This window comes from Citrobacter sp. B72 (assembly GCF_016894305.1).
Lineage (GTDB): Bacteria > Pseudomonadota > Gammaproteobacteria > Enterobacterales > Enterobacteriaceae > Citrobacter > Citrobacter portucalensis.
This window is the reverse complement of sequence record NZ_CP069801.1, coordinates 510,260-529,224: the sequence shown is the minus strand read 5'-3', so window position 1 is coordinate 529,224 and position 18,965 is coordinate 510,260. Positions and strand designations below refer to the sequence as shown.

Annotated in this window: 21 protein-coding genes; 5 read left to right on the top strand and 16 right to left on the bottom strand. The window is 52.5% G+C overall.

Translation table 11 applies throughout. The features are described 5' to 3' along the window. The first annotated feature begins 10 nt into the window (after positions 1-10). Positions 11-1,477: a C4-dicarboxylate transporter DcuC gene (gene dcuC / locus JQN59_RS02545; RefSeq protein WP_048215463.1), complete on the top strand. Its 1,467-nt coding sequence runs from the start codon at positions 11-13 to the stop codon at positions 1,475-1,477. 44 nt (positions 1,478-1,521) lie between these two features. On the opposite strand, the gene glmM is transcribed toward dcuC, so the two are convergent. The 4 genes from glmM to rlmE all read right to left on the bottom strand — a co-directional run bounded on the left by glmM (position 1,522) and on the right by rlmE (position 6,462). Continuing rightward, positions 1,522-2,859, bottom strand: coding sequence for a phosphoglucosamine mutase (gene glmM, locus JQN59_RS02540; RefSeq protein WP_008785919.1), 1,338 nt, complete (start codon positions 2,857-2,859; stop codon positions 1,522-1,524). Beyond that, positions 2,852-3,700 (bottom strand): dihydropteroate synthase, encoded by an 849-nt coding sequence (gene folP, locus JQN59_RS02535; RefSeq protein WP_149607303.1) that lies wholly within the window; start codon positions 3,698-3,700, stop codon positions 2,852-2,854. Before folP ends, glmM begins: the two co-directional genes overlap by 8 nt. A 98-nt stretch (positions 3,701-3,798) precedes the next feature. Then, positions 3,799-5,733: an ATP-dependent zinc metalloprotease FtsH gene (gene ftsH / locus JQN59_RS02530; protein ID WP_003025013.1), complete on the bottom strand. Its 1,935-nt coding sequence runs from the start codon at positions 5,731-5,733 to the stop codon at positions 3,799-3,801. A gap of 99 nt (positions 5,734-5,832) precedes the next feature. After that, on the bottom strand, positions 5,833-6,462 hold the full coding sequence (rlmE, locus tag JQN59_RS02525; protein ID WP_003025015.1) for a 23S rRNA (uridine(2552)-2'-O)-methyltransferase RlmE: 630 nt from the start codon (positions 6,460-6,462) through the stop codon (positions 5,833-5,835). Positions 6,463-6,587: 125 nt separating this feature from the next. On the opposite strand from rlmE, the gene yhbY reads away from it, so the two are divergent. Continuing rightward, complete coding sequence (gene yhbY / locus JQN59_RS02520; RefSeq protein ID WP_003025016.1) at positions 6,588-6,881, top strand: ribosome assembly RNA-binding protein YhbY; 294 nt, start codon at positions 6,588-6,590, stop codon at positions 6,879-6,881. Positions 6,882-7,034: 153 nt separating this feature from the next. On the opposite strand, the gene greA is transcribed toward yhbY, so the two are convergent. After that, entirely contained in the window at positions 7,035-7,511 is a 477-nt protein-coding gene (gene greA, locus JQN59_RS02515; protein WP_003025019.1) for a transcription elongation factor GreA, read from the bottom strand. Positions 7,512-7,759: 248 nt separating this feature from the next. Here greA and dacB point away from each other — a divergent pair, with 248 nt between their 5' ends. Continuing rightward, positions 7,760-9,193, top strand: coding sequence for a serine-type D-Ala-D-Ala carboxypeptidase (gene dacB / locus JQN59_RS02510; protein WP_103014948.1), 1,434 nt, complete (start codon positions 7,760-7,762; stop codon positions 9,191-9,193). 105 nt (positions 9,194-9,298) lie between these two features. Here the strand turns inward: dacB and cgtA are convergent, their stop codons facing one another. The 4 genes from cgtA to rplU form a co-directional block, all read right to left on the bottom strand. Next, positions 9,299-10,471, bottom strand: coding sequence for an Obg family GTPase CgtA (cgtA, locus tag JQN59_RS02505; RefSeq protein ID WP_003828732.1), 1,173 nt, complete (start codon positions 10,469-10,471; stop codon positions 9,299-9,301). Between the two features lie 15 nt (positions 10,472-10,486). Further along, entirely contained in the window at positions 10,487-11,452 is a 966-nt protein-coding gene (locus JQN59_RS02500) for a DMT family transporter (protein ID WP_008785922.1), read from the bottom strand. A 127-nt stretch (positions 11,453-11,579) separates the two neighbouring features. Then, positions 11,580-11,837 carry a 50S ribosomal protein L27 gene (gene rpmA, locus JQN59_RS02495; RefSeq protein ID WP_003025030.1) on the bottom strand — a complete coding sequence of 86 codons (258 nt, stop codon included), beginning with the start codon at positions 11,835-11,837 and terminating at the stop codon, positions 11,580-11,582. 19 nt (positions 11,838-11,856) lie between these two features. Continuing rightward, positions 11,857-12,168 carry a 50S ribosomal protein L21 gene (rplU, locus tag JQN59_RS02490; protein ID WP_003025032.1) on the bottom strand — a complete coding sequence of 104 codons (312 nt, stop codon included), beginning with the start codon at positions 12,166-12,168 and terminating at the stop codon, positions 11,857-11,859. Positions 12,169-12,426: 258 nt separating this feature from the next. On the opposite strand from rplU, the gene ispB reads away from it, so the two are divergent. Together ispB and sfsB are read left to right on the top strand one after the other, a co-directional pair. Beyond that, the gene (ispB, locus tag JQN59_RS02485) at positions 12,427-13,398 is read left to right on the top strand and encodes an octaprenyl diphosphate synthase (RefSeq protein ID WP_003839953.1); all 972 of its coding nucleotides are present in this window, start codon (positions 12,427-12,429) and stop codon (positions 13,396-13,398) included. Between the two features lie 220 nt (positions 13,399-13,618). After that, a complete protein-coding gene (gene sfsB / locus JQN59_RS02480) occupies positions 13,619-13,903 on the top strand; it encodes a DNA-binding transcriptional regulator SfsB (RefSeq protein WP_003025035.1) in 285 nt (94 codons plus the stop codon). A 56-nt stretch (positions 13,904-13,959) separates the two neighbouring features. Here the strand turns inward: sfsB and murA are convergent, their stop codons facing one another. From murA to mlaF, 7 genes are all read right to left on the bottom strand, one after another. Further along, positions 13,960-15,219: a UDP-N-acetylglucosamine 1-carboxyvinyltransferase gene (gene murA / locus JQN59_RS02475; RefSeq protein WP_003839949.1), complete on the bottom strand. Its 1,260-nt coding sequence runs from the start codon at positions 15,217-15,219 to the stop codon at positions 13,960-13,962. Between the two features lie 53 nt (positions 15,220-15,272). Further along, positions 15,273-15,527, bottom strand: coding sequence for a BolA family iron metabolism protein IbaG (gene ibaG, locus JQN59_RS02470; protein WP_003025040.1), 255 nt, complete (start codon positions 15,525-15,527; stop codon positions 15,273-15,275). A 169-nt stretch (positions 15,528-15,696) separates the two neighbouring features. Next, on the bottom strand, positions 15,697-15,990 hold the full coding sequence (gene mlaB, locus JQN59_RS02465; protein WP_003025045.1) for a lipid asymmetry maintenance protein MlaB: 294 nt from the start codon (positions 15,988-15,990) through the stop codon (positions 15,697-15,699). Further along, positions 15,990-16,625, bottom strand: coding sequence for a phospholipid-binding protein MlaC (gene mlaC / locus JQN59_RS02460; RefSeq protein ID WP_008785928.1), 636 nt, complete (start codon positions 16,623-16,625; stop codon positions 15,990-15,992). Before mlaC ends, mlaB begins: the two co-directional genes overlap by 1 nt. An 18-nt stretch (positions 16,626-16,643) precedes the next feature. After that, the gene (gene mlaD, locus JQN59_RS02455) at positions 16,644-17,201 is read right to left on the bottom strand and encodes an outer membrane lipid asymmetry maintenance protein MlaD (protein WP_003828747.1); all 558 of its coding nucleotides are present in this window, start codon (positions 17,199-17,201) and stop codon (positions 16,644-16,646) included. Between the two features lie 4 nt (positions 17,202-17,205). Then, positions 17,206-17,988, bottom strand: a complete 783-nt coding sequence (gene mlaE, locus JQN59_RS02450; RefSeq protein WP_003025053.1) for a lipid asymmetry maintenance ABC transporter permease subunit MlaE — start codon at positions 17,986-17,988, stop codon at positions 17,206-17,208. A 7-nt stretch (positions 17,989-17,995) separates the two neighbouring features. Beyond that, positions 17,996-18,808 carry a phospholipid ABC transporter ATP-binding protein MlaF gene (gene mlaF / locus JQN59_RS02445; protein WP_003828749.1) on the bottom strand — a complete coding sequence of 271 codons (813 nt, stop codon included), beginning with the start codon at positions 18,806-18,808 and terminating at the stop codon, positions 17,996-17,998. Between the last annotated feature and the right edge of the window lie 157 nt (positions 18,809-18,965).

Genomic DNA, 18,965 nt, shown 5'->3' with positions numbered 1-18,965 from the left:
GGGGGCAAGAATGTCATTGCTACTGGCGCTAATCGCCATCATTTTTGCCGGACGTCTGATCCTCAAAAAATATCACCCCCAGTCGGTACTGTTATTGACCGGGATTGTGCTGTTGCTTATCGCGCATTTTAGCGGAATGACCTCACTCAGTGGCCTGGTGAAAAAGAGCACCGGATTTGGCCCCTTTGACGCCTTTGAGTTTATTCGCGATACCCTGAGCGTGCGTCTCGGCGGCCTCGGACTGCAAATTATGCTGATTGGTGGTTTTGCCACCTACATGTCAGCCATTGGCGCAAGCCAGGTACTGGTTCGGGTGACGTCTCGTCCTTTGCAACGGCTGAACTCGCCTTATCTGCTGCTGGGGCTGGCACTGCTATTGGGTCAATTCCTGTCGCTGTTTATCAGCAGCGCCACCGGATTGGGTCTGCTGTTGATGGCGACGCTTTACCCGCTGCTTACCCGTCTTGGCTGTAGCCGCGCCGCGGTTGCCGCCGTTATCGCCAGTACCTGTGCGGTTGAGTTTGGCCCCGGTTCCGGCAACTCTGTTCTCGCCGCCAAAACTGCAGGCATCGAGGTCGTGAACTATTTCGTGCAGGATCAGTTGCCGATCGTTGTGCCCGTCATTCTTTTCATCGCCCTACTGCATATTGTTGTGCAACGCTTTTTTGACCGTCGGGAAAGTGGCGACAATGCAGCCCAGCAAATGCAGACATTAACGGCGACTGATGAAGCCGACGCACCTATCGCCTGGCTGTTTCTGCCCATGCTGCCGCTGGTATTGATGCTGGTGTGCAGCGATTTAGTATTCAGCTCTCTCAAGATCACGCTGGATACCGCTGTACTGATAAGCCTCGCTATTACGCTGGTTTGTGAGTACTGCCGTCATCGCAAGGCGCGTGAGGTGATGGCTGGCGTACAAAAGGTTTTTGACAGCATGGGCAGCGTTTTTGCCACCGTCGTGACGCTGATTATCGCCGGTGAAGTCTTTTCCGCCGGACTGAAAGCCATTGGTGCCGTTGACGCACTGTTGTCACTTTCCGGTGAATTTGGCCTCAGCGCCGCCTCTATTATCCTGCTGATGACCCTGATCACCTTCGCAATTTCAGCGCTGATGGGCTCCGGGAATGCGGCATTTTTCTCCTTCGCACCCATGGTGCCGGACATCAGCCGTCATATCGGTAGCGATATCGCTGTCATGATGTTGCCTATCCAGATCTCGGCGGGTATTGGTCGTACGTTATCGCCTATTGCTGGCGTCATCATTGCTATCGCGGGAATTGCAGGCGTCTCGCCTGTGGATATTGTTAAGCGTACCGCGATTCCGATGCTGGGCGGTTGGCTACTGATGATTGCGCTAACCTTTGCCCGGTCTGGACATCTGCTGGCGGTTCTGCCGTGGCTGGCAGTCCTTGTGCTACTGATGGTCGGTGGTTACTTCTGGCAGCGCCGACGTAAACAGCAGCTTGCCGTACAGTAAAAAAAAGCCGGAGTCTCAGACTCCGGCTTTCACTTTCTTCGGAATTAGGCCGCTTTCACAGCATCGGCAATACGGTGGGCGAATTCAGTCACCTGCGCTTCGTCTTCACCTTCAACCATCACACGAATTAACGGTTCGGTACCAGACTTACGCAGCAGGACGCGTCCACGGTTACCCAGCGCCGCTTCCACTTCCGCCATCACCGCTTTCACGTTTTCATGTTCCAGTGGATCGCCGCTACCTGCTGTGTATCGTACGTTAACCAGCAGCTGTGGGAACATTTTCATGCCGCTGCACAGGTCGTGCAGGCTCATATGGTTGCGTACCATCGCCGCCAGCACCTGCAGACCCGCCACGATACCGTCACCAGTAGTGGTTTTGTCCAGCAGGATCACATGACCTGAGTTTTCGGCACCGATACGCCAGCCTTTTTCCTGCATTTTTTCCAGCACATAACGGTCGCCAACTTTTGCACGGGCAAACGGAATACCCAGCTGTTTTAGCGCCAGCTCGAGGCCCATGTTGCTCATCAGCGTACCTACCGCGCCACCGCGCAGCTGACCCTGACGCAGGGCTTCACGGGCGATGATGTACATGATCTGATCGCCATCGACCTTATTACCTTCGTGATCAACCATAATGACGCGGTCGCCATCGCCATCCAGTGCAATACCCAGATCGGCTTTTTCCGCAATCACGCGCGCCTGCAGGGCACGGACGTCGGTGGCGCCGACTTCTTCATTGATATTCACACCGTTTGGCTCACAGCCAATGGCAATCACGTTTGCACCCAGTTCACGCAGTACATTTGGCGCAATGTGGTACGTCGCACCGTTAGCGCAATCCACCACAATTTTAAGCTCATTCAGACTCAGTTCGTTCGGGAAGGTGCCTTTGCAAAACTCGATATAGCGACCGGCAGCATCAACGATACGCGTGGCTTTACCCAGTTCAGCGGAATCCACGCAGGTGATCGCTTTTTCCATCTCGGCTTCAATGGCTTCTTCCACTGCATCCGGCAGTTTAGTCCCGTCGGTAGAGAAGAATTTAATCCCGTTGTCATAGTACGGGTTGTGAGAAGCGGAGATAACAATCCCGGCCTCAGCACGGAAGGCGCGCGTCAGATACGCAACGGCGGGTGTTGGCATTGGCCCTGTGAATGAGGCTGAGAGTCCGGCGGCAGCCAGGCCCGCTTCCAGCGCAGACTCCAGCATATAGCCGGAAATACGCGTATCTTTACCGATAATAATTTTACGTGAACCATGACGAGCAAGCACTTTCCCTGCAGCCCAGCCCAGCTTGAGCACAAAGTCAGGAGTAATTGGGGCATCGCCTACGCGACCGCGGATCCCATCAGTGCCAAAATATTTACGATTACTCATAGCGTTTTTTTTCCTTTGCAGACAATGTGGCTTCCACCACACGCATCGCTTCTACGGTTTCTTTGACGTCATGGACACGAACGATCTGCGCCCCCTGCATTGCGGCAATCACCGCGCACGCAAGGCTACCGCTCAGGCGTTCAGATGGCCCCACATTCAGTAACTGGCCAACCATTGATTTTCGTGACATCCCAACCAGCAATGGCAGATTAAAATGATGAAACTCAGACAAACGTGCCAGTAATATGTAGTTGTGAGTGAGATTTTTACCGAATCCGAATCCGGGGTCGAGCAACAATTTATCTTTTGTGATTCCAGCCCGCTCGCAACGTGCTATTTGCTCAACAAAGTAATGGTTTACCTCAGCAAAAACATCCTCATACTTTGGCGCTTCCTGCATGGTTTTCGGCTGCCCCTGCATATGCATCAGGCAAACCGGTAATCCGGTCTCCGCTGCGGCTTCCAGCGCTCCAGGCTCCGAGAGTGAGCGAATATCATTGATGATATGCGCGCCAACTCTGGCGCATTCGCGAATCACTTCGGGTTTTGAGGTATCGACCGAAATCCACACTTCAAAACGCTGGGCAATCGCCTCGACCACTGGGATCACTCGCTGCAACTCTTCTTCCACACTCACATCAGCCGCGCCCGGACGCGTGGACTCACCGCCCACATCAATGATAGTCGCCCCGGCGTTAATCATCAGGTTTGCGTGTTTTACCGCCTCAACCAGAGAGTTGTGCGCTCCACCATCGGAAAATGAGTCTGGCGTGACGTTCAAAATCCCCATGACGTGCGGATGGCTGAGATCCAGTGAAGAACCCTGAGCAAAGAGTTTCATAGTTTTATCCCTGGTAAAATCTTGAATATGCAGATAAGAAAAACCCCGGAGCAAGCCCCAGGGTTTTCAATCAAAACACGGTCATCATCAACGATAACTTATTTGTCGCCCAGTTGCTCTGACATAGTGCCAGAGTCCGGCGCACGCGGTTCATCAACCGGACGCGGTGCACTCGGCTTGCCGGTGCTGCCAGAGTTGTTGTTAGAAGAACCCGGTTCTTCCCAACCCGCTGGCGGACGCACGTCGCGGCGAGCCATCAGATCGTCAATCTGCGGCGCATCGATGGTCTCATATTTCATGAGCGCATCTTTCATCGAGTGCAGAATGTCCATGTTTTCGTTCAGCAAACGACGTGCACGGTCATAGTTACGCTCAATCAGCAGCTTAACTTCCTGATCGATAATGCGAGCGGTTTCATCGGACATGTGTTTCGCTTTCGCCACAGAACGTCCCAGGAACACTTCGCCTTCTTCTTCAGCGTACAGCAACGGACCGAGTTTATCGGAGAAGCCCCACTGAGTAACCATGTTACGCGCCAGGTTAGTCGCGACTTTAATGTCGTTCGACGCACCGGTAGAAACATGTTCAGCACCGTAGATGATCTCTTCCGCCAGACGGCCACCGTACAGTGTGGAGATCTGACTTTCCAGTTTCTGACGGCTGGCGCTGATTGCGTCGCCTTCAGGCAGGAAGAAGGTCACACCCAGCGCACGACCGCGCGGGATAATCGTTACTTTGTGCACCGGATCGTGTTCCGGTACCAGGCGACCGATAATCGCGTGGCCAGCTTCGTGATACGCGGTAGATTCTTTCTGCGCTTCCGTCATCACCATGGAGCGACGTTCCGCACCCATCATGATTTTGTCTTTCGCTTTTTCGAACTCAACCATCGACACTACGCGCTTGTTGCCACGAGCAGCAAACAGCGCCGCTTCGTTCACCAGGTTCGCGAGGTCCGCACCGGAGAAGCCAGGCGTACCACGTGCAATGATTGCCGCATCGATATCCGGAGACAGCGGTACGCGACGCATATGCACTTTCAGGATCTGTTCACGACCGCGAACGTCTGGCAGACCAACCACAACCTGACGGTCGAAACGGCCTGGACGCAGCAGCGCAGGGTCAAGAACGTCTGGACGGTTAGTTGCTGCGATAACGATAATACCTTCGTTACCTTCGAAGCCGTCCATCTCAACCAGCATCTGGTTCAGCGTCTGTTCACGTTCATCGTGACCACCGCCCAGACCTGCGCCACGCTGGCGGCCTACGGCATCGATTTCATCGATGAAGATGATGCACGGTGCCGCTTTCTTGGCTTGTTCGAACATGTCACGCACACGAGATGCACCGACACCCACGAACATTTCCACGAAATCAGAACCGGAAATTGTGAAGAATGGAACCTTCGCTTCACCTGCGATAGCCTTCGCCAACAGGGTTTTACCCGTACCCGGAGGACCGACCATCAGGACGCCTTTCGGGATTTTACCGCCCAGTTTCTGGAAACGGCTCGGTTCGCGCAGATACTCAACCAGCTCAGCGACTTCTTCTTTTGCTTCGTCACAACCCGCAACGTCAGCAAAAGTCGTTTTGATCTGATCTTCCGTCAGCATGCGCGCTTTGCTCTTGCCGAACGACATGGCACCTTTGCCACCACCGCCCTGCATCTGACGCATGAAGAAGATCCAGACACCAATCAGCAGCAGCATTGGGAACCAGGAAATGAAGATAGAAGCCAGCAGGCTCGGCTCTTCAGGTGGTTCGCCAACAACCTTGACGTTTTTGGTCAGCAGGTTATCAAGCAGCTTCGGATCGTTAACCGGGATGTAGGTCGTGTAACGGTTACTATCTTTCTTGGTAACGTTAATCTCACGTCCGTTGATCTTCGCTTCACGAACCTGGTCCTGATTGACCTCTTGCAGGAAGGTAGAGTAATCAACCTTACGGCCATTAGACTCGCTGGGCCCAAAGCTCTGGAATACTGACATCAGCACAACGGCAATGACCAGCCAGAGAATTAGGTTTTTCGCCATGTCACTCAAGGGATTAACCTCATATTACAACTGTGTTAAAAACAGCGTCAGGATACTCTATATCCAGTTTCTTTCAAACTTTCGTTTGAAATCTGCCGGTTATGGTTTACGCCCGGTCGCTACAATATACACTTCACGCGAACGGGCGCGAGAAGAGTCCGGCTTACGAACTTTGACCTTCGTAAACAGGGAGCGAATCTCTCTTAGATACTCATCGAAGCCTTCGCCCTGGAACACCTTCACTACAAAACTACCACCTGGCGCTAATACATCACGAGCCATTCCAAGCGCCAGCTCTACCAGATACATGGCCCGGGGAATATCCACCGCCGGTGTTCCACACATATTTGGCGCCATATCAGACATGACAACTTGTACTTTACTGTCACCTACGCGTTCAAGTAACGCTTTCAGGACTAATTCATCACGAAAGTCGCCCTGAAGGAAGTCCACACCAACGATTGGATCCATAGGTAAAAGATCGCAAGCGATAATGCGGCCGGTGTTGCCGATCTGCGTAACTGCATATTGCGACCAGCCACCGGGTGCAGCACCGAGATCAACTATCGTCATCCCCGGTTTAAAAATTTTGTCACTTTGCTGTATTTCATCAAGTTTAAACCAGGCACGGGAACGTAACCCCTTTTTCTGCGCCTGTTGAACATATTTATCGCTAAAGTGTTCCTGAAGCCAGCGACTCGAGCTGGCAGAACGCTTTTTACCTGTCATTTCACATTCCCAAAGGGCAGTTCATCGTAACCAATGGTGTAAATTTCTACACAGCTATTTGGTGATATATGGGAGATGGCGGTAGAATGACCCGTTTTCAATCCCAACGTAAGCAAAAATATACGATGAATCTGAGTACTAAACAAAAACAGCACCTGAAAGGTCTGGCACATCCGCTCAAGCCTGTAGTTATGCTTGGCAATAATGGTTTGACCGAAGGGGTACTGGCCGAGATTGAACAAGCGTTAGAGCACCATGAACTTATCAAGGTGAAAATCGCCTCGGAAGATCGCGATACTAAAACCTTGATCGTGGAAGCTATCGTACGCGAAACCGGCGCCTGCAATGTACAGGTCATCGGCAAAACGCTGGTACTGTATCGCCCGACTAAAGAACGTAAAATCTCGCTGCCACGCTAAGAATATCCCAAAGTTGCACACGAAGTTTGTGTAAAACGCGGGGTTTTCCGCTAGCAGGAGAGCAAAATGCCACGCTCTCTTCGTTGATAAAAGGCCGCTATGCGGCCTTTTTCCTTTCTTTACAATGTATCAACATCTTAACCAAGATGCGAATTACAGGTATTCTACCTTCGTCACTTCATATTCCACTTCGCCGCCCGGCGTTTTGATAACTACGACGTCATCCTGCTCTTTACCGATCAGGCCACGAGCGATAGGCGAGTTCACTGAAATCAGGTTCTGTTTAAAATCGGCTTCATCATCGCCGACAATACGCCAGGTCTGCTCTTCATCGTTATCGAGATTCAGAACGGTAACCGTCGCACCGAAAACAACGCGGCCATTGTTCGGCATTTTAGTAACGTCGATTACCTGCGCGTTGGACAGTTTAGCTTCGATATCTTTAATGCGTCCTTCGCAGAAACCCTGCTGTTCGCGCGCCGCGTGATACTCCGCGTTCTCTTTCAGGTCACCGTGCTCACGCGCTTCAGCGATAGCGGCAATAATTTCAGGACGGCGCACAGATTTCAGAAAATCCAGCTCTTCGCGCAGTTTTTCAGCACCACGTAAGGTCATCGGGATAGCTTGCATTTGTTATACCTCTTGAACATTCCTGTAGGGGGTAGTTGCTCTCACCCCGGCTGCTAAGCCCACCCTGGCGTGTGTCATGCCAGAGTCAGAAGCAAAAAAATACCGACCCGGGGCTCAAGGTCCCAGGTCAGCTACAATTCTCTATTTGATGATCATTTTACCCTGGAGTTCCTTATGGGTCATCGTTTACTTTTTGGGGCGTTGCGCCGTAGTATGACGGCCTGTTTCCAGGTTGTTAGCGCGAGATTATGCGATTTTCCAGATTTACCATCGGATTGACTGCCAGTATAGCGTTCAGCGTTCAGGCTGCGAACGTCGACGAGTATATCAATCAGCTCCCTGCCGGGGCCAACCTCGCCCTTATGGTACAGAAGGTTGGCGCACCTGCACCCGCGATTGATTTTCATAGCCAGCAGATGGCGCTGCCCGCCAGTACCCAGAAAGTAATCACCGCGCTGGCGGCATTGATTCAGCTCGGGCCTGACTTTCGTTTTACCACCACGCTCGAGACCAAAGGCAGCGTGGAAGGCGGCGTATTGAAAGGTGACTTAGTGGCACGATTTGGTGCCGATCCGACGCTAAAACGCCAGGATATTCGCAATATGGTGGCAACCCTGAAAAAATCAGGTGTGACGCAAATTGCCGGGAATGTCCTGATCGACACATCTATTTTTGCCAGTCATGATAAAGCGCCCGGCTGGCCCTGGAACGACATGACGCAGTGTTTTAGCGCACCGCCCGCAGCGGCTATTGTCGATAGAAACTGTTTCTCGGTTTCACTCTACAGCGCGCAAAAACCCAACGATCTCGCCTTTATTCGCGTGGCATCTTATTACCCGGTCACCATGTTCAGTCAGGTGCGAACTCTCGCCCGAGGTTCTGCGGAAGCGCAATATTGTGAACTGGATGTGGTTCCCGGTGATCTCAACCGCTATACGTTGACTGGATGCCTGCCACAACGTGCCGATCCGCTGCCGCTGGCGTTCGCCATTCAGGACGGTGCCAGCTATGCCGGGGCAATTATCAAAGATGAGCTAAAACAAGCAGGTATCACCTACAGCGGTACACTGCTGCGCCAGACGTTGGTCAACGAACCAGGAACGGTGGTGGTCAGTAAGCAGTCGGCACCGCTGCACGACCTGCTTAAGATTATGCTGAAAAAATCGGACAACATGATTGCCGATACCGTTTTCCGTATGATTGGTCATGCCCGATTTAACGTGCCGGGCACCTGGCGGGCGGGTTCTGACGCCGTGCGCCAGATTTTGCGTCAGCAGGCAGGCGTCGATATCGGCAACACTATTATTGCCGACGGTTCTGGCCTCTCCCGCCATAACCTGATTGCCCCAGCGACCATGATGCAGGTGCTGCAATATATCGCTCAACACGATAACGAGCTGAACTTTATCACTATGCTGCCGCTGGCGGGCCACGACGGCTCTCTGCAATACCGTGCGGGTCTGCATCAGGCTGGTGTGGATGGCAAAGTATCGGCGAAGACAGGCTCGCTGCAGGGGGTTTATAACCTCGCAGGTTTCATCACCACGGCAAGCGGCCAACGCATGGCATTCGTGCAGTATTTATCTGGTTATGCGGTAGAGCCAGCTGACCAGCGTAATCGCCGTATTCCGTTGGTGCGCTTCGAGAGCCGGTTGTACAAGGATATTTATCAGAACAACTAAATGGGTAATTTGATTGCCGGATGGCGGCATTAACGTGCCTTATCCGGCCTACAGTGAGACCTGGAAACAAAAACCCCGGCAACATGGCCGGGGTTTTTAATGCGATTAACGCTTGTAGATGAACTCAACGCCTTCTTCGTCGTCTTCGTCCCAATCGTCATCCCAGTCATCTTCCGCTTCGTCTTCGACTTCAGCGAGCTGCTGGCGGTGATAATCATCCCACATGAACTCAACTTTCTCTGGCTGTTTCGCTTCTTCAGCCTGAACAATCGGGTTCTCGATGATAAAGGTCATCACATCCCAGCAGAGATCTTTCACGCCCAGTTGGCTGGCGGCAGAGATCAGGTAATATTTACCTTCCCAACCCAACGCTTCGGCGATAGCTTTCGCTTTCTCTTCCGCTTCAGCCTTGTCCATCAAATCAATTTTGTTGAACACTAACCAGCGCGGTTTAGATGCCAGATCCTGACTGTATTTTTCCAGTTCGCCAATAATGATACGTGCGTTTTCAACTGGATCAGAGCCATCAATCGGATCGATATCGATGAGGTGAAGCAGTACACGGCAACGTTCCAGGTGTTTCAGGAAGCGGATGCCCAGGCCTGCGCCTTCAGCCGCGCCTTCAATCAGTCCCGGAATGTCGGCAACCACGAAGCTCTTTTCGTTGTCCATACGCACCACGCCCAAGCTCGGCACCAGGGTGGTAAACGGATAATCAGCGACTTTCGGCTTCGCCGCGGACACCGCACGGATAAACGTCGATTTCCCAGCGTTTGGCATGCCCAGCATACCCACGTCCGCCAGCAGCATCAGCTCCAGCATCAGATCGCGCTTATCACCCGGCGTACCCATTGTTTTCTGACGCGGAGTACGGTTAACCGAGGATTTGAAACGGGTATTGCCCAGACCGTGCCAGCCACCTTTAGCGACCATCAGACGCTGACCGTGTTTGGTCATGTCGCCCATGGTTTCGCCCGTGCCCTGATCGATAACACGCGTACCAACAGGTACTTTAATGGTAACGTCTTTGCCACGCTTACCGGTGCAATCACGGCTCGCGCCATTCTGACCACGTTCCGCACGGAATGATTTTTCAAAACGGTAATCGATCAGCGTGTTCAGGTTTTCGTCGGCTTCCAGCCAAACGTCACCACCGTCACCACCATCACCACCGTCCGGACCGCCTTTTGGGATGTACTTTTCGCGGCGGAAGCTGACGCAACCATTACCGCCATCACCTGCAACGACCAGAATCGATGCTTCATCAACAAACTTCATTTTACTCTCCGTAAATCATTCGCCTGAGCGGGGTTGCGAAACCACCGTTTCATGCTTACGTAAACCGCCCCAAATTCGATGACCAATGGCGGAATACATCGCGCCCGCAACCACGATAAACGCACCGAGATAACCTAATAGGTTTAGCATCGGTCTGGCGAAGAAATCGGGCCAGGCCAGTGATAATAAATCTGAAAATAACAACGTAAACAGCGGTGTGAGCGTGATAAGAGCGCTCACCTGCGCCGCCTGCCAACGCGCCATTGCTTCCGCGAGAGCGCCATATCCTACCAGCGTATTCAGGCCGCAGAATATCAGGCATGCCAGCTGCCAGTCGCTGAGCTGCGTGATGACACCGGGTTTAGCCAGCGGCAACAACGCAATCGTACATAAAGTGTACAGTAAAAACAGGATCTGCGGTGATGCCAGGCGGCGCAATAACACCTTTTGCGCGACCCCATAGCTCACCCAGACCATCGCCGCACCGACACCAAAGATAACGCCCCAGGTGTAATCGGTGAGTCGGGTAAAAATTTCGATCAGACTGGTATTAAAAAACAGGACCAGGCCGCTCAGAAGCATAATGGCGCCAATCACCTGCGTGCCGCGCATCTTTTCTTTCAGGATAAAGACGCTGGCGATCATCATACCAACCGGTGACAGCTGACCGATAACCTGCGAAGCCGTTGGGCTCAAATACTGCAAGGATGAACTAAACAGAATGAAGTTACCGAACAGCCCACCGGTTGCGATAGCCAGCAACACCAGCCAACGCGCTTTGCGAAAAATACGCAACGGAGGGAGCTTTTTTTTAACCGCAAGAATAGCGCCAAGGCCAACGCTTGCCATTAAAAAACGGTAGAACACCACGGTAGGAGGCTCCATCACCTCCAGCACTTGCTTCATTGCTATTGGCAAAGCGCCCCAACATACCGCCGTTGTGAGTGCTAACAGAATACCAATGCCTGCCTGCTGCTTCATGCCGTATTCCCTGCAAGGGCTCGTTTCCGGGTTGTCACGGCGCGACGAGCGTATTTACCGGCCGTCGAATGTAAAAAGCCCCGCAACGTGTTGCGGGGCTTTTATCCGTTACCGGGACGCGAAAAACTTATTCAGCAACGATGCTGATGAATTTACGGTTTTTCGGGCCTTTCACTTCAAATTTCACTTTACCGTCTGCTTTAGCAAACAGAGTGTGGTCTTTGCCGCAACCAACGTTGGAGCCAGCGTGGAATTTAGTACCACGTTGACGAACGATGATGCTACCAGCCAGAACTGTTTCACCGCCGAAGCGTTTTACGCCCAGACGTTTAGCTTCTGAATCGCGACCGTTACGAGTCGAGCCGCCAGCCTTTTTATGTGCCATTTAATCTGCTCCCCTTAACTTAAGCGCTGATGCCAGTGATTTTCACATCAGTGAACCACTGACGATGGCCCTGCTGCTTACGGTAGTGTTTACGACGACGAAACTTAACAATTTTAACTTTCTCGCCACGACCGTGAGCAACGACTTCAGCTTTGATAACGCCGCCATCAACGAAAGGAACGCCGATTTTGACTTCTTCACCGTTTGCGATCATCAGAACTTCTGCGAATTCAACAGATTCGCCAGTTGCGATGTCCAGCTTTTCCAGGCGAACGGTCTGACCTTCGCTTACTCGGTGTTGTTTACCACCACTTTGGAAAACCGCGTACATAAAAAACTCCGCTTCCGCGCACACCTTTTTGATGATTCAGAGTGCGCTATAAATATTCACAATAGGGCGCGAATATTACGCAAAACGCGAGCCTTTGACAAGTGCTACCGTCAATACATGAAGAAAAAAAACACAACACGTACGGTAACGTTTATCTACGGCGTTTTTTCAGTACAATCAGCATATATTTATAACCCTAAACCCGACGTTACCTTCCCACACAGTAAGGTAATCGGGGCGAGAAGCCCGGCTTTTGCGATGAATTTAGAAAAAATCAATGAGTTAACCGCGCAAGATATGGCGGGGGTCAATGCGACAATCCTTGAACAGCTCAATTCCGACGTTCAGTTGATCAATCAACTGGGGTACTACATCGTTAGCGGCGGCGGAAAACGCATTCGCCCAATGATCGCCGTCCTCGCCGCGCGGGCCGTTGGTTACCAGGAAAATGCGCACGTTACGATTGCGGCCCTCATCGAGTTTATCCACACAGCGACCCTGCTGCACGACGATGTTGTGGATGAGTCAGACATGCGCCGTGGGAAAGCTACGGCAAATGCGGCGTTTGGTAATGCGGCCAGCGTGCTGGTTGGCGATTTTATCTATACCCGTGCATTTCAGATGATGACCAGCCTTGGCTCGTTGAAAGTGCTGGAAGTCATGTCGAAAGCAGTCAACGTCATCGCCGAAGGTGAAGTCTTGCAGTTGATGAACGTCAACGACCCGGACATCACCGAAGAAAACTATATGCGCGTCATCTACAGTAAGACCGCGCGTTTGTTTGAAGCGGCAGCCCAATGTTCAGGTATTCTGGCTGGCTGTAGCGAAGAACAAGAAAAAGGGTTGCAGGATTATGGCCGTTATCTCGGTACCGCTTTCCAGTTAATTGACGATTTGCTGGATTACAGCGCAGATGGCGAGCAGCTGGGTAAAAACGTCGGTGATGACCTCAACGAGGGTAAACCAACGCTGCCACTGTTGCATGCCATGCGCCACGGCACCCCAGAACAAGCGCTAATGATCCGCCAGGCCATTGAGCAAGGTAATGGTCGTCACCTTCTGGAGCCGGTTCTGGAAGCGATGAACGCCTGTGGGTCTCTGGAATGGACCCGTCAGCGGGCAGAAGAAGAGGCTGATAAAGCCATCGCTGCGCTTCAGGTGCTGCCCGATACGCCGTGGAGAGAAGCGCTGATTGGTCTGGCACATATCGCCGTGCAGCGCGACCGTTAATTCCCTACAGCATCTTCCCTCATCCCGTGCCCTGCACGGGATTTTCTTATAAGTTCCAGTAATCATTTTTCCCTTCCAGATAATCACGCAGAACCTTGGTATATTCTGAATATACACACACTTTACATGAACATTTTAGAACATTCGTTCTTCGGGCGTTATAGTGTCGGCACAACCGATCGTGAAACCGTAAGCCGTTAACCAAAGGAGAGATGAATTGATGGAAAGCAAGCTGATTGACTGGCATCCGGCTGACATCATCGCCGGACTGCGCAAGAAAGGGACCTCAATGGCCGCTGAATCACGTAAAAATGGATTGAGTTCATCAACGCTGGCCAATGCGTTAACGAGACCATGGCCAAAAGGTGAGTTGATTATCGCCCGGGCACTGGGAACTGACCCCTGGGTGATTTGGCCGTCACGCTATCACGATGCCAAAACGCATGAGTTCATCGACAGAACGCGGATGATGAGGAGTCGCAGAGAGAAAAAGAATCCGGAATGAACATTGAGCTGTAACCCCCGGCCAACTGAACTGGGGGTTACAAGAGACGTTGACGATTACTCGCCTTTCACGCGCTCAATGTTTGCGCCCAGCGCACGCAGTTTATCTTCGATGCGCTCATAGCCGCGATCGATGTGATAAATACGGTCGACTACCGTCGTACCTTCAGCAATACACCCTGCCAGCACCAGGCTTGCAGATGCGCGCAGATCGGTCGCCATAACCTGTGCGCCAGAGAGCGTTTCCACGCCGTGGCAAATCACGGTATTGCTTTCGATTTCTGCGTGAGCGCCCATACGGCTCAGCTCAGGCACGTGCATAAAGCGGTTCTCAAACACAGTTTCCGTGATGAAGCCGGTCCCTTCTGCCACCAGGTTCAGCAATGTAAACTGGGCCTGCATGTCGGTAGGGAACGCCGGATGCGGTGCAGTACGCACATTGACCGCTTTCGGACGTTTACCGTGCATATCAAGGCTGATCCAATCATCACCCACTTCAATATCCGCACCCGCATCACGCAGCTTCGCCAGAACGGCATCCAGCGTGTCCGGCTGTGCATTACGGCAGATAATTTTGCCGCGAGAAATTGCCGCCGCCACCAGGAAGGTACCGGTTTCGATACGATCTGGCAGAACGCGATAAACACCACCGCCAAGACGCTCAACGCCTTCGATGGTAATACGATCGGTGCCCTGACCCGTGATCTTCGCGCCCAGCGCAATCAGGAAGTTCGCGGTATCCACAATCTCCGGCTCGCGCGCAGCGTTTTCGATGATGGTGGTGCCTTCGGCAAGCGTTGCTGCGCACATGATGGTGACCGTCGCGCCGACGCTCACTTTGTCCATGACGATATGCGCGCCTTTCAGACGGCCATCAACGGACGCCTTCACATAGCCTTCTTCCAGCTTAATAGTCGCGCCTAACTGCTCCAGGCCGGTAATGTGCAGGTCAACCGGACGTGCGCCGATAGTGCAGCCGCCAGGCAGTGAAACCTGACCCTGACCAAAGCGGGCAACCAGCGGCCCGAGCGCCCAAATGGATGCACGCATGGTTTTCACCAGATCGTACGGCGCACAGAAGACGTTCACATCACGCGCATCGATGTGCACAGAACCATTACGCTCAACTTTCGCACCCAGCTGGCTCAGCAGCTTCATTGATGTGTCAACGTCCTTCAGTTTCGGGACGTTTTGGATCTCTACAGGTTCTTCAGCCAGCAGCGCCGCAAACAGGATCGGCAGTGCGGCGTTTTTAGCGCCTGAAATTGTGACTTCGCCCTGGAGCTTAGTTGGCCCCTGAACACGAAATTTATCCATTATTCTGTTCTCTGTTAAGAATTTATCTTCGCTACCGGCACATCACCCGTAGCTCAAAAACCGTTAAGTTTGCGATCGCGCGCCCATTCCGCTGGGGTAAACGCCTTAATCGACACGGCATGAATGCGGTTGTCCGCAATGTACTCCATCAACGGGCCATAGACCGATTGCTGCTTCTTGACCCGGCTCATGCCTTCAAACATCTCACCCACGGCAATAACCTGAAAGTGACTGCCGTCGCCAGAAACGTGGACTTCCTGGAGGGAGAGTGCATTCATCAGCACGCTCTGAATTTCATTATTTTCCATGGGCTCTTCATTCGTCAGATAGTGAAAACAGCCCAACATCTTAGAGCAAAGTGGCGCTGTCATAAATAAGCAAAAAGCCTCGCTGATAAATCAGACAAGGCTTTAGTGGCAGATCCCCCTCAGGGGTTTTGCCGGATAGCGGCACAAGACCTTATCCGGCTTGGAAAAATTAACGCGGAAGGACGTCGTCAGGCAGATTGTAAAGCTGCGCCAGCGTGTACACTTTATCGTTAACACCAGTGAGTGAAACGCTGTTTCCCTGCTGCTTGCCCTGATTAATCAGATGCAACAGTAACGCCAGACCGCCGGTATCTACCCGGGATACCTGGTTCAGGTCGATGCAGGATACCCCTTTCATCGCCTCAATTCGCGCATCCCATAATGGGTTTAACACGTCCTGATCCAGCTCCCCCACCAGCACCAGCTTGTCGCCTTCACGCGTCCAGGTGAGTGACTGCGTCATTATTTTTTCTCTTCCAGAGTGATTTTCTGCTGAGCAATAGATTTCAGCTGCGCCGTCAGGCCATCAATACCTTTGGTACGCAGCAGATCGCTCCACTCATTTTGTTTGGTGGTGATCATACTTACGCCTTCAGCAATCATGTCATAAGCCTGCCAGTTACCGGTCTGGGAGTTTTTACGCCACTGGAAATCCAAACGTACCGGAGGACGACCGTTTGGATCGATGATGGTTACGCGGATAGGCACGATGGTCGCATCACCCAGCGGTTGCTCTGGTGCAATTTCATAAGTCTGGCCATGGTACATCGCCAGAGCCTGGCCGTAGGCCTGCTTCAGATATTCACGAAATGCGGCAAAATAGGCTTCACGCTGAGCAGGGGTCGCATCTTTGTAGTAGCGACCCAGTACCAGCGCACCCGCATATTTAACCTGCACGTATGGCAACAGTTCCTGATCGACAACCTGGCGCAGGTAATCCGGGTTTGCGCGGATTTTAGGTTGTTCATTCTTCAGACGGTCAAATGTCTTCTGCGCCGCCTCATTCATCTGTTTGTACGGGTTCGTTTGGTCGGCTGCAGTTGCTGCGCTAAGCGGGGCAATCACCAGCATAGCCACCATCATCAATCGTTTAAACATACGTCGATTCTCCTGAGATTATTTCGTTGCGCCCGCAGGCGTAGTGGCTTCATTATTGCCGTCAGTTGCGGCTGGCGCATCGCCAGAATTCTTATTGTCATCACCTTTACTGTTGCTGTTGTAAAGGAACTGACCAATCATATCTTCCAGCACCATCGCGGATTTCGTGTCCTGAATCGTACCGCCATCTTTGAGGATAGACGTTCCCAGCTCAGGATCTTCAAAACCCACGTTCAATGCCAGATACTGTTCGCCCAGCAGACCGGAAGTACGGATGCTCAGAGAACTGGTGTCAGGAATATGGTTAAAACGCGATTCGATTTCCAGCGTCACGCGCGGCAGGTACGTTTTCGGATCTAACGAGATGTCCGATACGCGTCCAACTACCACCCCGCCAATCCGCACCGGAGAACGCTCTCTCAGGCCGCCGATATTATCAAAGGTCGCATAAATCGTGTAAGTCGGCTCAGTACGCATTGAGGTAACGTTCGCCGCCTTCAGGCAAACAAACAGCGCTGCCAGCAGCGCAACCAGCAGGAATAACCCGACCCAAATTTCATTTTTTTTCGTTTGCATGAACTCAATTCCCAAACATCAGTGCGGTCAGCACAAAATCCAGCCCCAGAACGGCAAGAGAGGCGTGCACAACGGTGCGTGTCGTTGCCCGGCTAATCCCGGCAGAGGTCGGGATCGCATCATAACCATTGAACAATGCAATCCAGGTGACCGTAATGGCGAACACCACGCTCTTAATCAGACAGTTAACCAGGTCCAGACGCCAGTCGACGGCATTTTGCATAGCCGACCAGAAGAAGCCTGCATCAATACCCTTCCAGCTTACGCCAACCAGTGAACCACCCCAGATACCCACTGCGACAAAAATAATCGTCAGCAGCGGCAATGAAATGACGCCAGCCCAAAAACGTGGGGAAATCACCCGGCGCAGTGGATCGACGGCCATCATCTCCAGACTGGAAAGCTGTTCGGTCGCCCGCATCAGGCCAATTTCTGCGGTTAAGGCCGACCCGGCCCGCCCGGCAAACAGCAGCGCCGCAACAACCGGTCCCAACTCACGTAACAATGACAGTGCCACCAGCATACCGAGGCTGGTTTCCGCGCTGTAGGTGGTCAGCACCAGGTATCCCTGCAACCCCAGCACCATACCGATGAACACGCCAGAAACAATAATGATCAGCATCGATAAGACACCGACATTATAGAGCTGGCGTATCAGCAGCGGCGCATGTTTGCGAAACTCCGGCTTGCCGACAACCGCATTGAACAACATTAATCCGGCTCGCCCGAACGTCCTGAGGGTTTTTATTCCCCGATGTCCGAGTGATGCCAGCGCATTTAACAACATGGGTGGCTTAACTCCCTGTTTTGAGTAAATCGATGTGGTAGTCGCCCGCCGGGTAACGGAACGGAACCGGTCCATCGGCAATGCCGTCAAGGAACTGGCGTACGCGCGGATCGGCATTTTCTTGTAGTGCCTGAGCACTACCGTAGGCCACTATTTTTTTGTCCGCCATTATATAGGCGTAATCCGCAATACTCAGTACCTCAGGCACATCATGGGATACCACCACACAGGTGACGCCCAGCGCGCTGTTCAGTTCTGAAATCAGCTTCACCAGAACGCCCATGGTGATGGGATCCTGGCCGACGAACGGCTCATCAAACATGATGAGGTCTGGCTCCAGCGCGATAGCACGTGCTAACGCGGCGCGACGCGCCATCCCACCGGATAATTCAGAAGGCATTAATTTGGCCGCACCCCGCAGGCCGACGGCCTCGAGCTTCATCATCACCGTGCTCTTCAGCAACGGCGCTGGCAACGTCGTATGCTCGCGCAGAGGGTACGCGACGTTGTCAAACACATTCATGTCGGTAAATAGCGCACCAGACTGAAACAGCATACTCATGCGCTTACGCACGGTAAATAAACGCGAACGGGACATGGCCGGGACGTTCTCACCGTCAAACAGGATCTCGCCCTTATCCGGGGGGATCTGTCCGCCAATCAGACGCAACAGCGTCGTTTTGCCGATGCCTGATGGCCCCATGATCGCCGTCACCTTACCGCGCGGTACCGTCAGGGAAATATTATCAAAGATGCAGCGGTCACCCCGGGAAAAGCTGACATCGCGCATATCGACTAGATTCGCCACAGACTGCCCCATTGATTCATCCTTTACTATTGCCTCGTTGATCGAAGAGTTTGGCGCTCAATTTAGCCATGAACTCAACATATTTACAGATTATTGCCTGTCCTGGTTAGCGAAAGCTGGCATTTGTTTTACTTTTTAGCCGCATAAAGTCAAAATTAAGACTTCGTTA

What these genes read in the sequence shown, in the direction of transcription:
- glmM (WP_008785919.1), bottom strand. Translation starts at nt 2,859, where the DNA reads ATGAGTAATCGTAAATATTTTGGCACTGATGGGATCCGCGGTCGCGTA.
- rlmE (WP_003025015.1), bottom strand. Translation starts at nt 6,462, where the DNA reads ATGACAGGTAAAAAGCGTTCTGCCAGCTCGAGTCGCTGGCTTCAGGAA.
- mlaE (WP_003025053.1), bottom strand. Translation starts at nt 17,988, where the DNA reads ATGTTGTTAAATGCGCTGGCATCACTCGGACATCGGGGAATAAAAACC.
- dcuC (WP_048215463.1), top strand. Translation starts at nt 11, where the DNA reads ATGTCATTGCTACTGGCGCTAATCGCCATCATTTTTGCCGGACGTCTG.
- dacB (WP_103014948.1), top strand. Translation starts at nt 7,760, where the DNA reads ATGCGATTTTCCAGATTTACCATCGGATTGACTGCCAGTATAGCGTTC.
- rpmA (WP_003025030.1), bottom strand. Translation starts at nt 11,837, where the DNA reads ATGGCACATAAAAAGGCTGGCGGCTCGACTCGTAACGGTCGCGATTCA.
- yhbY (WP_003025016.1), top strand. Translation starts at nt 6,588, where the DNA reads ATGAATCTGAGTACTAAACAAAAACAGCACCTGAAAGGTCTGGCACAT.
- JQN59_RS02500 (WP_008785922.1), bottom strand. Translation starts at nt 11,452, where the DNA reads ATGAAGCAGCAGGCAGGCATTGGTATTCTGTTAGCACTCACAACGGCG.
- ibaG (WP_003025040.1), bottom strand. Translation starts at nt 15,527, where the DNA reads ATGGAAAATAATGAAATTCAGAGCGTGCTGATGAATGCACTCTCCCTC.
- folP (WP_149607303.1), bottom strand. Translation starts at nt 3,700, where the DNA reads ATGAAACTCTTTGCTCAGGGTTCTTCACTGGATCTCAGCCATCCGCAC.
- mlaF (WP_003828749.1), bottom strand. Translation starts at nt 18,808, where the DNA reads ATGGGGCAGTCTGTGGCGAATCTAGTCGATATGCGCGATGTCAGCTTT.
- cgtA (WP_003828732.1), bottom strand. Translation starts at nt 10,471, where the DNA reads ATGAAGTTTGTTGATGAAGCATCGATTCTGGTCGTTGCAGGTGATGGC.
- greA (WP_003025019.1), bottom strand. Translation starts at nt 7,511, where the DNA reads ATGCAAGCTATCCCGATGACCTTACGTGGTGCTGAAAAACTGCGCGAA.
- murA (WP_003839949.1), bottom strand. Translation starts at nt 15,219, where the DNA reads ATGGATAAATTTCGTGTTCAGGGGCCAACTAAGCTCCAGGGCGAAGTC.
- rplU (WP_003025032.1), bottom strand. Translation starts at nt 12,168, where the DNA reads ATGTACGCGGTTTTCCAAAGTGGTGGTAAACAACACCGAGTAAGCGAA.
- ftsH (WP_003025013.1), bottom strand. Translation starts at nt 5,733, where the DNA reads ATGGCGAAAAACCTAATTCTCTGGCTGGTCATTGCCGTTGTGCTGATG.
- mlaB (WP_003025045.1), bottom strand. Translation starts at nt 15,990, where the DNA reads ATGACGCAGTCACTCACCTGGACGCGTGAAGGCGACAAGCTGGTGCTG.
- mlaD (WP_003828747.1), bottom strand. Translation starts at nt 17,201, where the DNA reads ATGCAAACGAAAAAAAATGAAATTTGGGTCGGGTTATTCCTGCTGGTT.
- ispB (WP_003839953.1), top strand. Translation starts at nt 12,427, where the DNA reads ATGAATTTAGAAAAAATCAATGAGTTAACCGCGCAAGATATGGCGGGG.
- mlaC (WP_008785928.1), bottom strand. Translation starts at nt 16,625, where the DNA reads ATGTTTAAACGATTGATGATGGTGGCTATGCTGGTGATTGCCCCGCTT.
- sfsB (WP_003025035.1), top strand. Translation starts at nt 13,619, where the DNA reads ATGGAAAGCAAGCTGATTGACTGGCATCCGGCTGACATCATCGCCGGA.